Consider the following 20,624-nt stretch of genomic DNA (forward strand, 5'->3'; position numbering starts at 1 on the left):
TCAAAACAGTGTTTTGAACTGACTTCGTCAGTTTCATCTACAACCTCAAAGCAGTGCTTTGAGCAACCTGCGGCTAGTTTCCTAGTTTACTCTTTGATTTTCATTGAGTATCAGATTTAAGAAATTAACTTCCTCGTCTCCAGAAAATCGCTAAGACAATCATGGAACCTAGTACTGCCGGAATGATGGCAGTTCCTGCTATTATCGGTCCCCAAGTCCCAAAAAGCAAATGCCCTATAAAGGCACCAATCCAACCGAGAAACATTTTCCCAAAGCAACCCATTCGCTCTCCACGATTGGTTAGAGTACCTGCTAAAAATCCCACTAGGAGACCAACGAACATACTTCCTAACATATTATCTCCTTAATTTGCCCAATCTCCGTTACGGAAGAGTGGTACACGTGTCCCGTCCTCACGGATACCATCGATATCCATTTGGTTAGAACCAATCATAAAGTCTACGTGAACATCTGAACGGTTAAGCCCCGCAGCTTCAAGCTCCTCTTCGCTCATCTCCGCTCCACCAACAACGCTAGTTGCATAGGCTGCACCGATAGCCAAGTGATTTGACGCATTTTCATCGAAGAGGGTGTTAAAGAAGGTAATGCCTGACTGAGAAATTGGGCTTGGATCTGGTACCAAGGCACATTCACCTAAGGCACGCGCACCCGCATTTTCAAAGACAAGGTCTTTCATGACTTGATCGCCCTTCTCAGCAGTGATGTCAACGATTTGTCCATCCTTAAAGGTTACCTTAATACCTTCGATGATATTTCCATTATAGCTAAGCGGTTTTGTAGAAGTGACATAACCATCTGCACGACGAAAATCAGGCGCTGTGAAGACTTCTTCTGTCGGCATATTTGGCAAGAATCCTTCGCCCTGTGCATTGATAGCACCAGCTGATTCCCAAACGTGGTTCTTTGGCAAACCAAGTGTCAAATCTGTCCCTGGCGCTGTGTAGTGAAGTGCTGAAAATTGTTCTTTATTGAGCATATCTGCTTTGCTCTTAAGGATAGCTACATGCTCTTCCCAAGCCTTAACAGGATTTTCTTCGTAGACACGGCAAGTTTTGAAGATTTGGTCCCAAAGGAGATCGACTGCTTCTTCGTCGCTCGCAGCATTTGGAAAGACTTTCTTAGCCCACTCAAGTCCAGCAGCGGCTGCCACAGTCCAGCTAACCTTGTTGGATTGAGTTGCGATGCGCATTGGCTTCATAGCAAGTCCCATAGCTTTAGCAGAAGCTGAAAGCTTGTCAGCGTCCACACCATTCAAAGCACCTGGATCAGATGAACGAACTCCGAGACGGCTAGCTTTGTTCTCCAAAAGATAGTTCATCTCAGCAATCTTGTATTCTGGCACATTGTCCAGACGCTCCATCGGAGCATGGAGGAATTTCTCACGGTTAATAACATCATCTGTCCACTGAACGATAACCTCATGCGCACCCAAGGTATAAGCTTCCTTCACGATTAGATGCGCCAACTCACGTTGCTCCACATCGATAGAAAGAGCCAAGGTGTGACCAGGTTGCACATTGATTCCATTCGCAACCAATAATTTCGCATATTTTTCTAGATTTTCTTTAAAATTTGGTAAAACCATGTAATTTTCTCTTTTCTATTTTTATTTTTCTTTCAAAGCAGAGAATAATCCTGCTAAAGCAATGGCACCTGACAAAAGTGCTGTTGATAGAAGAATTGTCTGATCAGCAAGTTCTAATTGATATTCAAATATCTTCTCAGCCGGCTTATCTTCCGCGAATATTCTTAAGTTTTTTCCTGAACTCCTTAAAATAGATTAAAATAAATCACTATGACTGCCTGTCCTCAGTAAATTTAAAATCAATTCTTCCTTGTCTACTTTATAAACCAAAAGCCAATCCGGCTGGATATGGCACTCACGAACTCCTTGAAAATGCTTGGATGCCGTCAATTGATGATCACGATATCTAGCAGGAAGTTCTTTTTCTTGAACAAGAAAATTTAAAACTTCTTCTAATAATTCTGCCTTCAAACCACGCTTCATAGCCAACTTAAAATCTTTTTTAAACTGTTTATGATAACGAATCTTAAGCACGCAAATCCTCCATCAAGTCAGAGACTGATTCAAAGGATTGGCTCATATTACGATTTTGGTCTAAATCCGTTAATACCTCAAGCAACTTCCGATTTTCGTCTAGTCTAACATCAAAAGGTAAACCCTGATATTGAATAGCCTGACGAAGGAAAATATTAATAGCTGTTGTCATATCCATTCCCAGATTACTAAACACCTGTTGGGCCTGCTCCTTGACCTCACTATCCAAACGGATACTCATGCTCGTCTTTGACATACTCTCACCCTCTTTCTATAGACTATTTTAACAAAAAAGAAGGCTAATGTAAATCTATTAGATATACGTTAGCCTCTTTGAATAGATGATTAAACAATTTTTTTAAAACAACTCATCAAACAAACTCAACTGGTTATCCTCTGGCATATTGCCCAGAATCCCCATTTCATCCATCTTTTCAACCAAGGTTGATGAGAGTCCGCCACGCTTGCGTAGTTCTGTTTTAGAGAGGAATTCTCCCTCTTCACGCGCTCGCACCAACTGCTTAGCAACGTTCTCTCCCAGACCATCCATAGCAACAAATGGCGGGATGAGGGTATCCCCATCGATAAGGAACTCTGTCGCCTGACTACGGTAGAGATCGAGTTTGCCAAACTTAAAGCCACGCTCCCACATCTCATTGACAATCTCAAGAGTTGTATAGAGATCGATTTCCACATTAGAGGCTTCATTATTCTTCCGTTTTTCAGAGATTTCTTCCATTCTGCGTTTGATGGCATCCAAGCCCGCCCCCATGGTTTTGATGTCAAAAGCCTTAGCACGAATGGAGAAGTAAGCACAGTAGTAATAAATGGGATGGTGAACCTTGAAGTAAGCTACACGCAAGGCCATCATAACGTAGGCTGCCGCATGGGCTTTAGGGAACATGTACTTAATTTTCCCACAAGACTCGATATACCACTCTGGCACCTTATTAGCTTTCATGGCTTCGATGTAGCCATTTCTCTCCTCTTCGGAAATCTTGAGCCACAAGCCCTTACGTACCCGTTCCATGATGGTAAAGGCCATCTTCGGTTCGAGACCCGCGTGCATGAGGTAAACCATGATGTCGTCTCGACAACCGATAACGGTTGATAGGTCCGCAATTCCTTGCTTAATCAGATCCTGAGCATTTCCCAACCACACATCGGTACCATGGGATAGACCTGAGAGCTGTAGCAACTCCGCAAAAGTCGTCGGATGCGTCTCATCGACCATGCCTCGGACAAAGTTGGTTCCAAATTCTGGAATCCCCAACATACCCGTAGGCGTTCCAATTTGTTCAGGTGTTACCCCTAGCACATCAGTCCCAGAAAAGAGAGCCATCACACCTTCGTCATCCATAGGAATTTTATTAGGGTCAATACCAGACAAATCCTGAAGTTTTCGAATCATGGTCGGATCATCATGTCCCAGTACATCGAGTTTGAGGACGTTCTCGTCGATATCATGGAAGTTAAAGTGAGTCGTTTGCCATTCAGCCGTCACATCATCCGCTGGATACTGGACAGGCGTAAAGTCGTAAACATCCATGTAGTTCGGAATAACAACGATTCCCCCCGGGTGTTGGCCTGTTGTCCGCTTGACACCAGCAGCTCCATGGGCTAAACGTTCCACCTCTGCATCACGATAAAACTTGCCATAATCTCTCTCATAGCCCTTGACAAATCCATAAGCGGTCTTGGCAGCTACTGTACCAACTGTTCCTGCACGGAAGGCATATTCTTCACCAAAGATATCACGCACATCCAAGTGGGCGCTAGGCTGATCTTCTCCCGAGAAGTTCAAGTCAATATCGGGAACCTTGTCCCCATCAAAACCTAGGAAGGTCTCAAACGGAATATCCTGCCCATTTTTGCTGAGTTTATGACCACAGTTTGGACAGTCCTTATTGGGCATATCAAATCCTGAACCGTACGAACCGTCTGTGATAAACTCGCTGTATTGACACTGACCACAGACATAGTGAGGAGAGAGAGGATTGACTTCGGTAATCCCAATCATGGTCGCAACGAAACTAGATCCGACAGATCCACGAGAACCAACCAAGTAACCCCGTTCATTGGAACGTTGCACCAGCATCTGCGATGCCAGATAAATCACAGCAAATCCATTCCCCAGAATGGAAGTCAGTTCTTTTTCAATCCGCAAATCGACAATATCTGGCAGTGGATTTCCATAAATCTCAAAAGCTTTCTTATAGGTCAACTCAGCGATTGTTTCTTCAGCCTTCTCGATGAAAGGCGTGTACAAGTCCCCCTTAACAACCTCAACGGGTTCAAAGATTTCTGCCAAGGCATTGGTGTTTTCAATAACCAGTTTACGAGCTAGTTCTTCTCCCAAAAAGGCAAATTCATCTAACATTTCATTGGTCGTTCTAAAATGAACCTTGGGAAGAGGTGCTGGTTGAGCATGTTCACCATGACCGATAGTTCGGTTAATCATCGCCCCCTGTCCCAAACTACGGACGATAATTTCACGGTAAATTTCTTCTTCTGGTTCGATATAGTGGACATTTCCCGTAGCCAAAACGGGCTTGCCAAGACGGTCGCCGACCTCTATCAAACTCTTGATAATGGTCTGGAGTTCTTCCATATCCTTGACCTGCTCCTTAGCAATCAAGGGAGCATAGATAGCTGGTGGCATGACCTCGATAAAGTCATAATACTTGGCCACCTCAACCGCCGCATCCACACCTTGGGAAACGACTGCATCAAAAACTTCACCTTCAGAGCAAGCTGAACCTAAAATCAAACCTTCCCGATGGGCATCTAAAACCGTTCTCGGAATCCGTGGCACCCCTTCAAAGTACTTAGTATTGGACAAAGAAACCAGTTTAAAGATATTTTTTAAACCTACCTGATTCTTGACATAAATGGTCGCATGCTTAATCCGAGCTTTTTTATAAGAATCTGGACTAATCAAATCAATGTTAAGTCTAGCTAAATCGGTCACACCATGTTTTTCTGCTACCTCTTTGATAAAGATGAAAAGCAGGCGACCTGTAGCTTCCGCATCGTAGTTGGCCATGTGGTGATGTTCTAAGGCCACACCAAAACGCTTGGTCAAAGGCCCCAAACCATGACGTTTATACTCAGGATAGAGATTTCTAGCAAACTCAAGTGTATCAATAACTGGCTGACTAATCTTTGGCAGACCATGACGCTCATAGTTGGCATTCATAAATCCAACGTCAAAGGTCGCATTGTGGGCAACTAAGACCGTATCTTTGCAGAATTCTTGGAATTCTTGCAAAACTTGTTCCAGTGGTTTGGCATTTTTGACATGGTCATCTGTAATTCCAGTCAACTCAGTAGTAAAATCTGACAAGGGATGCCCAGGATTGATAAATTCATCAAATTCGGCAATAACATTCCCCTTGTACATCTTAGAGGCCGCAACCTGAATCAAATCATTATAGATAGCTGAAAGCCCCGTCGTTTCCACGTCAAAGACCACGTAGGTTGCTTCCGACAAGTCCATCTCCACTTCGTTATAGACGATAGGGACACGGTCCTCCACGATATTGGCTTCCATTCCATAGATTAGCTGGATTCCCGCTTTCTTAGCCGCCTTATAGCCGTGTGGGAAGGATTGAACATTCCCGTGGTCCGTGATAGCAATCGCCTTGTGTCCCCACTTAGCAGCTGTCGCAACGATTTCTTCAACCTCTGGTAGAGCATCCATGGTCGACATATTAGTATGAGCATGAAACTCAACCCGCCGTTCTCCTTCTGGCATCAAATCCTTCCGCTCATAGTGAACAACTTCCTGCACATCCTGCACGTTCATAGTTAAATCACGTGTGAAGTTATTCATCTCCACATTCCCACGGACTCGGAGCCAAGAATTTTTCTTGATGAGGTCAAATTTCTGAGCCTCTTCTTCATTCTTAACCCACTTTTGCATAGAAAAACTTGAAGTGTAGTCCGTCATTTTAAAGTTGATCAAAACACGCCCTGTTCTGGTCACTTTTTGCTCCACATCAAAAACAACCCCTTCAAAGACCAAACGATTTTCCTCCGTCGTCACTTCAATCATAGGAGTAATCTCTGCCTTATCCAGCTTCGGTTTAGCTGCAGCTTTTTTAGCTTGAAAATCAAAGGATGGTTTCTCTTCCGCTGGAGGAGGTGCCATCTGTTCTAGTTGTTCCATAGCACGGAGCGCTTCCTCATTGGCCGCTTGAACAATCTGCTCATTTTCAGCATGAAATGCTTCTTCCTGCTCTTGAGTCAGCACATCATTCTTCTCGACTTGACAATTAAAAGTTGGAAAACCAAATTTTTCAAGTTGTTTGGCTAAATTAGGAAGATGATTTTTCTTAAAGTGTTCCTTATCAATCGCCTCAGAGCCTTCAATAAAGAGCTGATTGCCCTCCGCACGAACTTGCAAATTTTGATAAAGGGACTTAAAACCTTGACTAGCACATGGCCCCTCAGAAAAAGCCTCTCTATAATAGGCCTGCAAGAGTTGATTTGAAAATTCTTGAGACAGAGCCTTGATTTCGAAAACAGCTTTATTGCCTGTCTTAGAAAATTCTTCGCTCAAACCTCTCTTTAATTCTAAAAAGATTTCAATCGGTAAAATATTAGAAAATACGAAATGAAACTCCCATACCTTACTAATTTTATGAACCACAACTCGCTCAATATCAGCCTGTGATAAAACAGGAGCCTGTCTCATTTCAGCAGGCATCCCCAGTTGATTCATCAAAATTTCAAAACTATTTGACATTCATTTTCCTCACATTATTCTCCTACTATTTTACCATATTTAGAGGTATTTTCTAAAGACAAAAGGAAGCCACTAAGTGACTTCCTTCTAAAGTGAGGACAGATTAGTCTTCACCTTTGTTTTTCTTAATGATTTCTTCTTGTACTGACTTAGGTACATCTTCGTAGTGGTCAAATACCATCATGAATGTACCACGTCCTTGAGATGCAGAACGAAGAACTGTTGCGTAACCGAACATTTCAGCAAGTGGAACGTAAGCACGAACGATTTGGCTGTTACCATGTGCTTCCATACCATCTACACGTCCACGACGAGCAGTTACGTGACCCATAACATCACCAAGGTTTTCTTCTGGAACAGTGATAGTTACAAGCATCATTGGTTCAAGGATAGCTGGTTGTGCTGATTTAGCAGCTTCTTTAAGGGCAAGTGAAGCCGCGATCTTGAAGGCAGTTTCAGATGAGTCGACATCGTGGTATGAACCATCGTAAAGCTTAGCTTTAACGTCAACCATTGGGTAACCTGCAAGAACACCGTTAGCCATAGATTCTACCAAACCTTTTTCAACCGCTGGGATAAATTCACGAGGAACCACACCACCGACGATTGCGTTTTCGAATTCGAATCCTTTACCTTCTTCGTTTGGAGTAAATTCAATCCATACATCACCAAATTGACCTTTACCACCAGACTGACGTTTGAAGAATCCACGTGCTTGAGTAGAAGCGCGGAATGTTTCACGGTAAGATACTTGAGGAGCACCTACGTTCGCTTCAACTTTGAACTCACGGCGCATACGGTCAACAAGGACGTCAAGGTGAAGCTCACCCATACCAGAGATAACTGTTTCACCAGTTTCAACGTTTGTTTCAACGCGGAATGTTGGATCTTCTTCAGCCAATTTTTGAAGGGCGATACCCATCTTGTCTTGGTCTGCTTTAGATTTTGGCTCAACCATCAATTGGATAACTGGTTCTGGAACGTTGATTGACTCAAGGATGATTTTAGCTTTTTCATCTGTCAATGAGTCACCAGTTGTAGTATCTTTCAAACCAACGGCAGCAGCAATATCACCTGAGTAAACAGTGTCGATTTCTTGACGGCTGTTGGCGTGCATTTGAAGGATACGTCCGATACGTTCACGTTTACCTTTAGAAGTGTTCAATACGTAAGAACCTGATTGAAGCACACCTGAGTACACACGGAAGAATGTCAAACGACCTACGAATGGGTCTGTCATGATCTTGAAGGCAAGAGCTGCAAATGGCTCTTCGTCAGATGCTGGACGAGTTTCTTCAGCGTCTGTATCTGGGTTAATACCTTTGATCGCTGGGATGTCAAGTGGGCTTGGAAGGTAGTCAATAACCGCATCAAGCATCAATTGAACACCTTTGTTTTTGAAGGCAGAACCACACAATACTGGGAAGAATTCAACGTTGATAGTCGCTTTACGGATACCAGCTTTCAATTCTTCGTTAGTGATTTCTTCACCTTCAAGGTATTTCATCATCAATTCTTCGTCAGTTTCAGCAACTGCTTCAATCAATTTTTCACGGTATTCTTGAGCTTGGTCAAGGTATTCAGCTGGGATGTCTTCTTCAAGGATATCTGTACCAAGGTCGTTCGTATAGATTTCAGCTTTCATCTTAATCAAGTCGATGATACCACGGAAGTCATCTTCAGAACCGATTGGCAATTGGATTGGGTGTGCATTTGCTTGAAGACGATCGTGAAGTGTGCTTACAGAGTAAAGGAAGTCAGCACCGATTTTGTCCATTTTGTTGGCAAATACGATACGTGGAACTCCATACTCAGTTGCTTGACGCCAAACTGTTTCAGTTTGAGGCTCAACACCTGATTGTGAGTCAAGAACGGTAACCGCACCATCCAATACACGAAGAGAACGTTGTACTTCGATTGTGAAGTCCACGTGTCCTGGTGTGTCGATGATGTTTACGCGGTGGTTGTTCCATTGAGCTGTTGTTGCAGCAGATGTGATAGTGATACCACGTTCTTGCTCTTGCTCCATCCAGTCCATTTGTGACGCACCTTCGTGAGTTTCACCGATTTTGTGGATTTTACCAGTGTAGTAAAGAATACGCTCAGTAGTTGTTGTTTTACCGGCATCGACGTGAGCCATGATACCGATATTACGAGTTTTTTCAAGTGAAAATTCGCGTGCCATGAGGTTTGTTTCTCCTATTTATTTTTGATTTCTATTCTATTATAACACGATTTTAATAAAAACGGATAGGCAGGACCTACCCGTTCTCAATCTTTTCATGCTATTGTTGGTTTCGACTTACGAGATGGTAAGTTGAGTTATAGCTAATACTAATCGATTTAGCTAATTTGAACCCGGGCTAAAAGCTCGGAAAATAGATAAGCTCTCCTAGAATCTTCGATTCTTCGTCAAGCTTCCTAATTTTCAGTCGCTTTTTTAACGCCCTTAGTATCTTAATCTTACCAACGGAAGTGTGCGAATGCACGGTTAGCTTCAGCCATACGGTGAGTGTCTTCACGTTTCTTAACTGCTGCACCAGTGTTGTTAGCAGCATCCAAGATTTCTTTTGCAAGACGGTCTTGCATTGTGTGTTCACCACGAAGACGAGCGATTGTTACCAACCAACGAAGCCCAAGTGTTGTACGACGTTCTGGACGAACTTCAACTGGGACTTGGTAGTTAGAACCACCAACACGACGTGCACGTACTTCAAGTACAGGCATGATGTTTTCCATAGCTGTTTCAAATACTTCAAGTGCATCGTTGCCAGTAGCTTCTTTGATTTGCTCAAAAGCACCGTAAACGATTGAAGCAGCTGTACCACGTTTACCATCAAGCATAACGCGGTTGATAAGACGAGTAACTAGTTGTGAATTGTAAAGCGGATCTGGCAATACGTCACGTTTTGGAGCTCTATTTTTACGACTCATTTCTCTTTATCCCCTTTCCTTATGCTTTTGGACGTTTAGTACCGTATTTAGAACGGCCTTGTTTACGATCGTTAACACCTGCAGTATCAAGTGCACCACGGACGATATGGTAACGTACCCCTGGAAGGTCTTTTACACGTCCACCACGAAGAAGAACCACGCTGTGCTCTTGCAAGTTGTGTCCGATACCTGGGATGTAGGCAGTAACTTCGATAAGGTTGCTCAAACGTACACGAGCGAATTTACGAAGGGCTGAGTTAGGTTTTTTAGGTGTCATTGTTCCAACACGAGTTGCAACACCACGTTTTTGTGGTGAAGAAACGTTTGTTTGAACTTTTTTATGACTGTTGTAACCAACGTTCAAAGCTGGTGATTTAGATTTTTCTACTTTTGATTTACGCGGTTTGCGAACCAATTGGTTAATTGTAGGCATCTACATACTCCTGTGTTTTTTTATTTTTGGTGATGATACACTTGGTGACAGCTATCATCTGTGTGTACTTTTGCAACATTTGTCAGCACGTCCCTGTACACTTTTGAGAGACCAAAAGTAAAAAGTACCGTCTATTATTGTAACAAAATTTTCCCTTGCTTGTCAAGATGTTTTTCTTTTTTATTGCTAATCTTTTCACTGGCTAACTTCTCAAACTAACTTCCACTTGATTAGCCGAAGTGGAAATTAGTCTAAAACGGATTTTTATGGTGGAATTAAGTGTGAGACTTTCCGTTCCATCGTTGAGAAGATGGGAAAAGGTCCGTCAACGATTTCAAAGGAAATTAAGCGCAATCGCATCATGCATCCAACATCCGTCAAATCTGATTGCACGGATTGCCCACTTCTCAAAAAGCTCCTTATGTCTGTAACAACGCGTTTTTCTCATACTAAAAGCTAGGTTGTGGAAAACTGGAAGTTAGTTTTATATTGAATTGAAATAAGACATGAACAAATCTATTGGGAAAGTCAACTTAATTTCTAGAAATGTTTTAATAGCAGCAACGTACTATTCTAGTTTCAAGCTGCTATAGAAGTTACCCTTTTCATTCTCTCAAAAGTCAATCATAAAAGAGGAGAAATCGAAGTTCCTCCTCTTCACTGTTTACTATCGAATCAAGTAAATCAAATCGTTACTCATTCACAATTTTTTCATCAACTTTAGGGTTTAGAGTTGTTCCCCAATGTGTAATTGTACGCTGTTGTACTAGTGGTAAGTCTGTGCGGTTGTAAACTGTACGCCATGGTTCCCATACAAGACCCGTCTTTTCTTGAACCTTGATGCGAAGATTACGGACATTTCCTTTAAATTGAATCTCTGTTTGGAAGCCTGAAGTTCTGTTTTTTCCGTTATCTTCCCATTGACGTGAACGGATTTCTGGATTTCCTTGTTCATCATATGTAATTTCATCCCAATAGATGTAGTAACGCGCAACATAAGCACCCTTATGATGAAGTTTCAAGAAGCCATTTTTGTAAGAAGTAACCTTCGTTTCGATATAGTCTGTACTATTTTGTAAAGTTGCTTGGGCATTATCTTTTAGGAAGGCAGTCTTATATGAGATTGGCACAGCTGGACTTTGAGCGCTAAAGTTAGCTCCTTCTCTGATGAGTTCCTTCAAGTTTTCGACTGTTCCTGTGACAACTTTGGCGGCACCGCTAGCATTACCTCCTACAATTACCGCTGTTACAGAAGTATTCTTCAATAGACGGCTCCATTCAGAATTTGGAGCAATTGTTGCGCCTTTGATAACCGCATTGATAGCTGCTTTTAATTCAGTAGACTTACTTGTTGACTCAAACTTAACATAGATTTGACGTCCGTAAGAAACGTTTGATACATATACAGGTGGAGTTTGTGAATCAACGCCTCTTTGTTTTAAATCTTCAGGTGTCAAACTCTTGTCAAATACAGCCGCTGGATTGGTCGGTGCATCAAATGTCGCTGTATAGTAGATTTGTTTGAAGTTTACAACTTCAATTTGCTTTTCACCCTTTTGCACAGCCTCAAAGTCAATCTTGAGCGGTGCACCTGCTTTTTCAAAGTCTGCACCAAATTTTGCTTTCAATTGGTTCATGCTATAGGCTGTAGTTGATTCATACTGAACACGGGCAGGAACGGAATGGCTAGATGAGTAATTCTTTGTCCATCTTTCAACCAAGGTATTCATCGCAGACTGCATACCACTAGTTGTAGGATCTGCTTCAATTCGGCTGTCAGACTGAATCATACCAGGTAAATCGACGCTGACTGTCCCCTTTGCACGGGCAAGACTAATCAATTCTGGCTGATTTTCTAGCAGATTTTGGTTTGCCTTATACAAGCCACCTAGGAAGACATTTTGATTTCCATTGATGGAAACATCTGCTGTGCCTGTAGAGAGGGTTTTCTTGATTTTTTCTACAACGACAAACTCTCCATTTTGTTCCTTAGCACTTGTGTTGTAGCGATTTTCTAAGGTTTCTCCTTTGCGAGTTAAAATATCCAAAGGATTATAAGTCAAGCCAAAAAGGTAGTCTTTCAGTGCTGATGTTTGATCTACTACTGGTGCAGTTCTATCCTGTCCAACTTGAGTTGTTGCTGAACGGAATACTTCCACTTCTGCCAAACTCAATGGGGTATTTTTAGTTTTCAACTCCACTTTTACATAACGAGCGCCTTTGGCGGTGAAGAAAACTTCAAGTTCTGCCTTCCCATTCAAACTATCAAAGTGTTGACGAGCAACTTCTTGTTTTGCTTCATTTAACAAAACAACATCAAAATTGGAAAGACGATTAGCTACATTCCCATCTCCACGATTGTAAAGTTTAACTTTTCCAACATTCTCTGTTTTTCCAAGATCAACTTGCCACCAAGCATTGTCTTCAAAGTTTGTATGCGTTACAGAATGGTGCCCATAATCACTATCAACATTACCATCCACTGCTCGTGTAGCAGCTCCTCCATAAGCAGTAGAACTTTGACTAGCTTGTTTTCCACGAGCAATGTTTTCTGTCTCAACTGGACGATTCCCTTGCTCTGTAGCCAAAGCTACTCCCTGAGCGTTCAATAAAAAGGCCGCAACAACAGCACTACACACACCGAGTCCACACTTTTTGACAAAGCGATGCAAACGTTTTTCTTGATTCATTCCTTATTCCTCCGTTTTTAAATGAATACGTTTTCCTATTTGTTTATAGTCTATCAAATTTCAAGTAAAAGTCAAGCACAAACCAGCAAAAAAGTCAAGAAAATAAGAAGAAAACGTTTGCTGAATTTTTCTGATATTTTCTTTAGATTTCCAGTAAATACTATAGTTTGGAAACTAGATAAAACTTGAGAAGCGCTAGCTTTTTCTCTTCCTATTTATAGTTTCGCTAGATGAACTTTTTAAAGAAATATTAGAGAGCAATTTCTGAATAAAAATAGCTGAGAACACATCCTCTTCCTAATAATACGTCTTGTCTTATGTGACATTTTTATACTCTTCGAAAATCTCTTCAAACCACGTCAACGTCGCCTTGCCGTACTCAAGTACAGCCTGCGGCTAGTTTCCTAGTTTGCTCTTTGATTTTCATTGAGTATTATCTCCATCATTTATACTGATATATAAAATAGTACGGAAAACTTCTCAAAAGTAAGAATTTCTTTTACAAATCAAAGAAAACGCTTGCACTATTTCCTACTGCATGCTATACTGGTATAAAAATTTATTGATTGGAGAATCATTATGAGAAAAACACCAGCTCAAACTGAGAAAAAAATGGTCTACAGCATCCGTTCCCTCAAAAATGGAACTGGTTCTGTCCTTATCGGCGCAAGCCTTGTCCTACTTGCCATGGCCACACCAACTATCTCAGCCGACGAAAGTACAACAACCACTAACGAACCCAGCAACGGAAATACAACCATCCTTGCCCAACCTCTTACTGATACAGCAGCTGGCTCTGGTAAGAAGGAAAGTGATATTTCTTCACCCGAAAATGCAAACGCTTCCCTAGAGAAAAAAGAAGAAAAACCTGTAACAGAGCCAACTACTCCTGTTGCAAGCCCAGCCGATTCAGCACCGCAAACCGGACAAGATCGTTCAAGTGAGCCAACTACTTCTACTAGTCCAGTAGCAACTGAAACTAAGGCAGAAGAACCCATCGAAGACAACTACTTCCGTATCCATGTCAAAAAACTTCCTGAAGAAAACAAGGATGCTCAAGGACTATGGACTTGGGACGATGTTGAAAAACCATCTGAAAACTGGCCTAACGGAGCCTTGTCCTTTAAGGATGCCAAAAAAGATGACTACGGCTATTACCTAGATGTCAAATTAAAGGGAGAACAAGCCAAGAAAATTAGCTTCCTCATCAATAATACAGCTGGAAAAAATCTAACCGGCGATAAATCTGTAGAAAAACTAGTTCCACAAATGAACGAGGCTTGGTTAGACCAAGATTACAAGGTTTTCTCTTACGAACCACAACCTGCAGGAACTGTTCGCGTCAACTACTACCGCACAGATGGCAACTATGACAAGAAATCTCTCTGGTACTGGGGAGATGTGAAAGAGCCAAGTAGTGGTGAATGGCCTAACGGAACAGACTTTACGGCTACTGGCAAATATGGTCGCTATATCGATATTCCACTCAAAGATGCAGCTAAAGATCTTGGATTTTTATTACTAGACAGAAAGAAACAAGGAGACGACGTGAAAATCCGTAAAGAAGATTATAAGTTCACAGATTTGAAAAATCATAGCCAAATTTTCCTAAAAGACGATGACGAATCGATTTACACAAATCCATACTATGTCCATGATATCCGTATGACAGGAGCCCAACACGTAGGCACTTCTAGCATTGAAAGTAGTTTTTCAACACTTGTCGGTGCTAAAAAAGAGGATATCCTCAAGCACTCCAACATCACTAATCACCTAGGAAACAAGGTAGCTATCACCGATGTTACAATCGATGAAGCTGGTAAGAAAGTGACCTACAGCGGAGATTTCTCTGACACAAAACATCCCTATACTGTTAGCTACAATTCCGACCACTTCACTACCAAAACAAGCTGGCGTCTGAAAGATGAGACTTACAGTTATGATGGCAAACTGGGAGCTGACCTAAAAGAAGAAGGAAAACAAGTTGATTTGACCCTTTGGTCACCAAGTGCTGATAAGGTTTCTGTCGTTGTCTACGACAAGAATGACCCTGACAAAGTAGTTGGAACTGTCGCTCTTGAAAAAGGGGAAAGAGGAACTTGGAAACAAACTCTAGATAGCACAAACAAATTAGGAATCACGGATTTCACTGGATACTATTATCAATACCAAATCGAGCGTCAAGGGAAAACTGTTCTTGCACTCGATCCTTACGCTAAATCTCTCGCTGCTTGGAACAGCGATCTTGCAAAAACAGACGCTTCCCATAAAGTGGCTAAAGCTGCCTTTGTAGATCCAGCCAAACTAGGACCGCAAGACTTAACTTATGGTAAGATTCACAACTTCAAGACTCGTGAAGATGCCGTTATCTACGAAGCTCATGTGCGTGACTTCACTTCAGATCCTGCCATCGCAAAAGATTTGACTAAGCCATTTGGTACTTTTGAAGCCTTTATCGAAAAACTAGACTACCTCAAAAACTTGGGTGTAACCCACATCCAGCTCCTTCCAGTCTTGTCTTACTACTTTGTCAATGAGTTGAAGAACCACGAACGCTTATCTGACTATGCTTCAAGCAACAGCAACTACAACTGGGGATATGACCCTCAAAACTACTTCTCATTGACTGGTATGTACTCAAGCGATCCTAAGAATCCAGAAAAACGAATCGCAGAATTCAAAAACCTCATCAACGAAATCCACAAACGTGGCATGGGAGCCATCCTGGACGTAGTGTATAACCATACAGCCAAAGTCGATATTTTTGAAGACCTAGAGCCAAACTACTACCACTTTATGGATGCTGACGGAACACCTCGAACTAGCTTTGGTGGTGGACGTTTGGGGACAACTCACCATATGACCAAACGCCTCCTAGTTGACTCTATCAAATATCTAGTTGATACCTACAAAGTGGATGGCTTCCGTTTCGATATGATGGGAGACCATGATGCCGCTTCTATCGAAGAAGCCTACAAGGCTGCACGCGCCCTCAATCCAAATCTCATCATGCTAGGTGAAGGTTGGAGAACCTATGCTGGTGATGAAAATATGCCTACTAAAGCTGCTGACCAAGATTGGATGAAACATACCGATACTGTCGCTGTCTTCTCAGACGACATCCGTAACAACCTCAAATCTGGTTATCCAAATGAAGGTCAACCTGCTTTTATCACAGGTGGCAAACGTGATATCAACACTATCTTCAAAAATCTGATTGCTCAACCAACCAACTTTGAAGCAGACAGCCCTGGAGATGTCATCCAATACATCGCAGCCCATGATAACTTGACCCTCTTTGACATCATCGCTCAGTCTATTAAAAAAGACCCAAGCAAGGCCGAGAACTATGCTGAAATCCACCGTCGTTTGCGACTTGGAAATCTCATGGTCTTAACAGCTCAAGGAACTCCATTTATCCACTCTGGTCAGGAATATGGTCGCACCAAACAATTCCGTGACCCAGCCTACAAGACTCCAGTAGCAGAGGACAAAGTTCCAAACAAATCTCACTTATTGCGTGATAAGGACGGCAATCCATTTGACTATCCTTACTTCATCCATGACTCTTACGATTCTAGCGATGCTGTCAACAAATTTGACTGGACTAAAGCTACAGATAGAAAAGCATATCCTGAAAATGTCAAGAGTCGTGACTATATGAAAGGGTTGATTGCCCTTCGTCAATCTACAGATGCCTTCCGACTCAAGAGTCTTAAAGATATCAAAGACCGTGTTCGTCTCATCACTGTCCCAGGCCAAAATGGCGTGGCAAAAGAGGACGTAGTGATTGGTTACCAAATCACTGCTCCAAATGGAGATATCTACGCAGTCTTTGTCAATGCGGACGAAAAAGCTCGCGAATTTAATTTGGGAACTGCCTTTGCACATCTAAGAAATGCTGAAGTTTTAGCAGATGAAAACCAAGCAGGACCAGTTGGAATTGCCAACCCGAAAGGACTTGAATGGACTGAAAAAGGCTTGAAATTGAATGCCCTTACAGCTACTGTTCTTCGAGTCTCTCAAAGCCGTCCAGCTATGGAAGATAAACCAAAATCTGACCTTCCGAATTCTAGACAAGAACAAGGTCAAGGTCAAGAGCACAGTACAAGCAATATTCCAAACCTATCAAACAAACCTGAACATCAAAATCCAGATCCAGCTCCAGATCCACAAGCTAAATCTGATTCTGCAAAACCAGATGCGAAAGTAGCTGATACAGAAGATAAACCTAGCCAAGCTCCAACTGATTCACAAACTACACAAGTTTCACAACCAGCACAAGAAGCACAACCATCATCTGTAAGTGAAGCTATTCAAAACGGAGCTGTAGAAAACTCTAGCAAGGAAAATATACCTGCAACCCCAGCTAAACAAGCTGAACTTCCAAATACAGGAACCAAAAACGATCACAAACTCCTGTTGGCAGGAATCAGCCTCCTTGCCCTTCTAGGTCTCGGGTTCTTGCTAAAAAACAAAAAAGAGAACTAAACTAGCCCTCCTATAGAACAATCCCCCAAGCATTAAGTCTAGGGGGATTATTTTTTGTACAATATTTGTGGTTATAATACATTTGATTAGTATTTTTTATTAAACCTCTTTCATGGCAAAGTAAGCCCGAACTTTGGGTGCTACTTGTGTTCCGAAGAGTTCAATAGCTCTTAGAACTTGTTCATGAGGCATAGAACCAAGCGGTAGATGGAGCATGAAACGGTCCAAACCTAAATCCTCTATCATGCGAATCAATTTTTCTGCCACCTGATCTGGATTACCCACAAACATAGCACCATTTGGCCCAACTTGCTCCAAATATTGCTCATAACGCAACTCCTGCCAATGCGGACGGTCTTTGGAAATAGCATCCACCACTTGCTTGGTTGGATGGAAATAATCTTTCACCGCCTGCTCGCCATCTTCAGCAATCCAGCCCCAAGAATGGGCTCCAACCTTTAGTTCATGACTGGCATGACCCGCTTCGCTCCCAATCTCACGATAAGCCTGAATCAACTTTTTAAAATAACGCGGATTGCCACCAATAATGGCATAAACAATCGGTAGGCCTGCCTGAGCAATCTTCACTGTTGATTCGACATGACCACCTGTCGCTATCCACAAGGGTAATTTGTCCTGAACTGGACGAGGATAAACTTCTTTGCCAGAGATTGTTTGGGTCAAGCGACCTTGCCAATCTAGTTTTGTCTTCTCATTGACTAATTGAAGCAAGTCTAATTTCTCATCAAAAAGGGCTTCGTAGTCTTTCAAATCATATCCAAACAAGGGAAAAGATTCCGTGAAAGAACCCCTTCCAGCCATAATCTCTGCACGTCCATTAGACAAGGCATCGATAGTGGCATACTGTTGGAACAACCGAATAGGATCCATACTTGAGAGAATGCTGACTGCACTGGTCAAACGGATTTTCTTGGTATTAACTGCCCCAGCGGCCAGAACAATCTCTGGGGCTGATACTGCAAAATCTTCTCGATGGTGCTCCCCAACCCCATACACATCCAAACCAACCTTGTCAGCCAGCTCAATCTCCGCCACCAACTGGCGAATACGTTCGGCATGACTATAAGTCTGTCCAGTCCCTTCAAGCTCCGTTGTTTCCCCAAATGTTGAAATTCCCAATTCTACCATTGCGATTCTCCCTGTCTATTTCTGTCCTTCATTTTGAAAAATTATTCTAACACGAAACTTGAGTACAAGCAACCCATTTGCTCATTAGAAAAAGCCTAGATAACTAGACTTTTTTAGCTTATTCTACCGTTACTGACTTGGCAAGGTTACGTGGTTTATCCACATCAAGCCCACGGTGTAGGGTTGCAAAGTAAGCGACTAATTGCGTTGGCACGACCATCGAAATTGGTGAGAGGTAAGGATGTACGGTCGTAAGGACGATATCGTCTGTCTCTTTAGCAACATTTTCTTCTGCGATAGTGAGGACTTTGGCACCACGGGCTGCCACTTCTTGGATATTTCCACGAGTGTGGTTGGCAAGGACTGGATCTGACAAGAGGGCCAAAACTGGCGTTCCTTCTTCAATCAAGGCAATAGTTCCATGCTTAAGTTCTCCTGCCGCAAAGCCTTCACACTGGATATAAGAAATCTCTTTAAGTTTGAGACTTGCTTCCATGGCTACATAGTAATCTTGACCACGTCCGATGTAAAAGGCGTTACGAGTTGTTTCAAGAAGATCACGAACCTTGGCTTCAATGGTTTCTTTCTCTGAAAGAGTTGATTCGATAGACTGAGCTACGATTGACAACTCATGAACTAAATCAAAGGCTTGCGCTTTGGTATTGCCATTTGCTTCTCCGACTGCTTTTGCAAGGAAGGCAAGAGCTGCAATTTGCGCTGTATAGGCCTTGGTCGATGCCACGGCAATTTCAGGACCTGCATGAAGAAGCATGGTATGGTTAGCTTCACGAGAAAGAGTTGAGCCTGGTACGTTTGTCACTGTCAAGCTTGGGATTCCCATTTCATTAGCCTTAACCAAAACCTGACGGCTATCCGCTGTTTCACCAGACTGACTGATAAAGATGAAGAGCGGTTTCTTGCTGAGAAGTGGCATACCATAGCCCCACTCAGATGAGATTCCAAGTTCAACTGGTGTATCTGTCAATTCTTCCAACATTTTCTTAGAAGCAAATCCTGCGTGGTAAGATGTCCCAGCTGCAAGGATGTAGATACGGTCTGCGTCTTGAACAGCCTGGATGATAGCTGGGTCTACGACAACTTGACCAGCCTCATCTGTGTAGGCTTGGATGAGTTTACGCATAACCGTTGGTTGCTCATCGATTTCCTTAAGCATATAGTAAGGGTAAGTTCCCTTACCGATATCAGACAAGTCAAGTTCCGCAGTATAGCTAGCACGTTCACGACTGTTGCCATCATAGTCTTGAACTTCCACACTATCAGCCTTGACGATTACCAACTCTTGGTCATGAATTTCCATGTATTGGTTGGTCTCACGAATCATAGCCATAGCATCTGAGCAAACCATGTTATAGCCTTCCCCAAGACCAATCAAAAGTGGAGATTTGTTCTTAGCCACGTAAATGACTTCAGAGTCTTGTGAGTCAACCAAGGCAAAAGCATAAGAACCACGGATGATGTGAAGAGCTTTTTTGAAGGCTTCAAGAACTGAGAGGCCTTCTTCTTCCGCAAATTTTCCAATCAAGTGAACTGCGATTTCCGTATCTGTTTGCCCCTTGAAGTGGTGTCCTGCAAGGTATTCTTCCTTGATTTCAAGATAGTTCTCAATGACCCCATTGTGAACCAAGACAAAACGTTCTGTCTCAGAGCGGTGTGGGTGAGCATTGTCCTCAGTTGGTTTCCCGTGAGTTGCCCAACGAGTATGTCCGATACCAGTTGTTCCCTCAACACCAGCTGTCTTAGCAGACAATTCTGCAATACGGCCAACCGCCTTAACCAGATGGTTTTCAGCACCACCTAGGACAAAAATCCCCGCAGAATCATAGCCACGGTATTCGAGCTTTTCCAGCCCTTGAATCAAAATATCAGTTGCATTTGTGTTTCCAACAACACCAACAATTCCACACATAGTATATACGACACAGACCAGCTGTGCTTTCTCCTTAAATTGGTATAGTCTAATTCCTCTTTTATAGAATCAGCAAAAACAGTATATACTTGTTTCTTTCACTTGTCAAGAGTAAAAATTGGTATAGTTCATATCAACTTCTTGTAAACAAAAAACTCTGACCAATTAGG

12 protein-coding genes and 1 pseudogene are annotated in these 20,624 nt (G+C 42.4%); 2 read left to right on the top strand and 11 right to left on the bottom strand.

What is annotated here, in order from left to right; genetic code table 11:
- Positions 1-124: 124 nt before the first annotated feature.
- The 8 genes from HT696_RS02485 to rpsL form a co-directional block, all read right to left on the bottom strand.
- Entirely contained in the window at positions 125-355 is a 231-nt protein-coding gene (locus tag HT696_RS02485) for a GlsB/YeaQ/YmgE family stress response membrane protein (RefSeq protein WP_000901572.1), read from the bottom strand.
- A gap of 9 nt (positions 356-364) precedes the next feature.
- Complete coding sequence (locus tag HT696_RS02490) at positions 365-1,606, bottom strand: aminopeptidase (protein WP_173282981.1); 1,242 nt, start codon at positions 1,604-1,606, stop codon at positions 365-367.
- A gap of 195 nt (positions 1,607-1,801) precedes the next feature.
- Complete coding sequence (locus HT696_RS02495; protein ID WP_042900272.1) at positions 1,802-2,080, bottom strand: type II toxin-antitoxin system YafQ family toxin; 279 nt, start codon at positions 2,078-2,080, stop codon at positions 1,802-1,804.
- A complete protein-coding gene (locus HT696_RS02500; RefSeq protein ID WP_000047863.1) occupies positions 2,073-2,336 on the bottom strand; it encodes a type II toxin-antitoxin system RelB/DinJ family antitoxin in 264 nt (87 codons plus the stop codon). Before HT696_RS02500 ends, HT696_RS02495 begins: the two co-directional genes overlap by 8 nt.
- A 102-nt stretch (positions 2,337-2,438) precedes the next feature.
- Positions 2,439-6,830, bottom strand: coding sequence for a PolC-type DNA polymerase III (locus HT696_RS02505; RefSeq protein ID WP_173282982.1), 4,392 nt, complete (start codon positions 6,828-6,830; stop codon positions 2,439-2,441).
- A gap of 103 nt (positions 6,831-6,933) precedes the next feature.
- Entirely contained in the window at positions 6,934-9,015 is a 2,082-nt protein-coding gene (gene fusA / locus HT696_RS02510; protein WP_000090345.1) for an elongation factor G, read from the bottom strand.
- Positions 9,016-9,293: 278 nt separating this feature from the next.
- Positions 9,294-9,764 (bottom strand): 30S ribosomal protein S7, encoded by a 471-nt coding sequence (rpsG, locus tag HT696_RS02515; RefSeq protein ID WP_000087873.1) that lies wholly within the window; start codon positions 9,762-9,764, stop codon positions 9,294-9,296.
- Between the two features lie 19 nt (positions 9,765-9,783).
- Positions 9,784-10,197, bottom strand: a complete 414-nt coding sequence (gene rpsL, locus HT696_RS02520) for a 30S ribosomal protein S12 (RefSeq protein WP_001142332.1) — start codon at positions 10,195-10,197, stop codon at positions 9,784-9,786.
- Positions 10,198-10,471: 274 nt separating this feature from the next.
- Here rpsL and HT696_RS02525 point away from each other — a divergent pair.
- A pseudogene (locus tag HT696_RS02525) lies at positions 10,472-10,632 on the top strand (helix-turn-helix domain-containing protein); the annotation flags it as partial.
- A 257-nt stretch (positions 10,633-10,889) separates the two neighbouring features.
- Here the strand turns inward: HT696_RS02525 and HT696_RS02530 are convergent.
- On the bottom strand, positions 10,890-12,887 hold the full coding sequence (locus HT696_RS02530; protein WP_173283274.1) for a thiol-activated cytolysin family protein: 1,998 nt from the start codon (positions 12,885-12,887) through the stop codon (positions 10,890-10,892).
- Positions 12,888-13,466: 579 nt separating this feature from the next.
- Between HT696_RS02530 and HT696_RS02535 the strand changes: the two genes are divergently transcribed.
- On the top strand, positions 13,467-17,378 hold the full coding sequence (locus HT696_RS02535; RefSeq protein WP_173283276.1) for a pullulanase: 3,912 nt from the start codon (positions 13,467-13,469) through the stop codon (positions 17,376-17,378).
- Between the two features lie 99 nt (positions 17,379-17,477).
- Here HT696_RS02535 and HT696_RS02540 read toward each other — a convergent pair whose 3' ends face one another.
- Together HT696_RS02540 and glmS are read right to left on the bottom strand one after the other, a co-directional pair.
- On the bottom strand, positions 17,478-18,527 hold the full coding sequence (locus tag HT696_RS02540) for an LLM class flavin-dependent oxidoreductase (protein ID WP_173283278.1): 1,050 nt from the start codon (positions 18,525-18,527) through the stop codon (positions 17,478-17,480).
- Between the two features lie 118 nt (positions 18,528-18,645).
- The gene (gene glmS / locus HT696_RS02545) at positions 18,646-20,454 is read right to left on the bottom strand and encodes a glutamine--fructose-6-phosphate transaminase (isomerizing) (RefSeq protein WP_173283280.1); all 1,809 of its coding nucleotides are present in this window, start codon (positions 20,452-20,454) and stop codon (positions 18,646-18,648) included.
- Between the last annotated feature and the right edge of the window lie 170 nt (positions 20,455-20,624).

Source organism: Streptococcus sp. 9903 (assembly GCF_013276625.1).
Lineage (GTDB): Bacteria > Bacillota > Bacilli > Lactobacillales > Streptococcaceae > Streptococcus.

Excerpts from the sequence above, each read along its gene's own strand:
- rpsG (WP_000087873.1), bottom strand. The coding sequence starts at position 9,764 with ATGAGTCGTAAAAATAGAGCTCCAAAACGTGACGTATTGCCAGATCCG.
- rpsL (WP_001142332.1), bottom strand. The coding sequence starts at position 10,197 with ATGCCTACAATTAACCAATTGGTTCGCAAACCGCGTAAATCAAAAGTA.
- HT696_RS02530 (WP_173283274.1), bottom strand. The coding sequence starts at position 12,887 with ATGAATCAAGAAAAACGTTTGCATCGCTTTGTCAAAAAGTGTGGACTC.
- glmS (WP_173283280.1), bottom strand. The coding sequence starts at position 20,454 with ATGTGTGGAATTGTTGGTGTTGTTGGAAACACAAATGCAACTGATATT.
- HT696_RS02540 (WP_173283278.1), bottom strand. The coding sequence starts at position 18,527 with ATGGTAGAATTGGGAATTTCAACATTTGGGGAAACAACGGAGCTTGAA.
- HT696_RS02535 (WP_173283276.1), top strand. The coding sequence starts at position 13,467 with ATGAGAAAAACACCAGCTCAAACTGAGAAAAAAATGGTCTACAGCATC.
- HT696_RS02505 (WP_173282982.1), bottom strand. The coding sequence starts at position 6,830 with ATGTCAAATAGTTTTGAAATTTTGATGAATCAACTGGGGATGCCTGCT.
- fusA (WP_000090345.1), bottom strand. The coding sequence starts at position 9,015 with ATGGCACGCGAATTTTCACTTGAAAAAACTCGTAATATCGGTATCATG.
- HT696_RS02490 (WP_173282981.1), bottom strand. The coding sequence starts at position 1,606 with ATGGTTTTACCAAATTTTAAAGAAAATCTAGAAAAATATGCGAAATTA.
- HT696_RS02500 (WP_000047863.1), bottom strand. The coding sequence starts at position 2,336 with ATGTCAAAGACGAGCATGAGTATCCGTTTGGATAGTGAGGTCAAGGAG.
- HT696_RS02485 (WP_000901572.1), bottom strand. The coding sequence starts at position 355 with ATGTTAGGAAGTATGTTCGTTGGTCTCCTAGTGGGATTTTTAGCAGGT.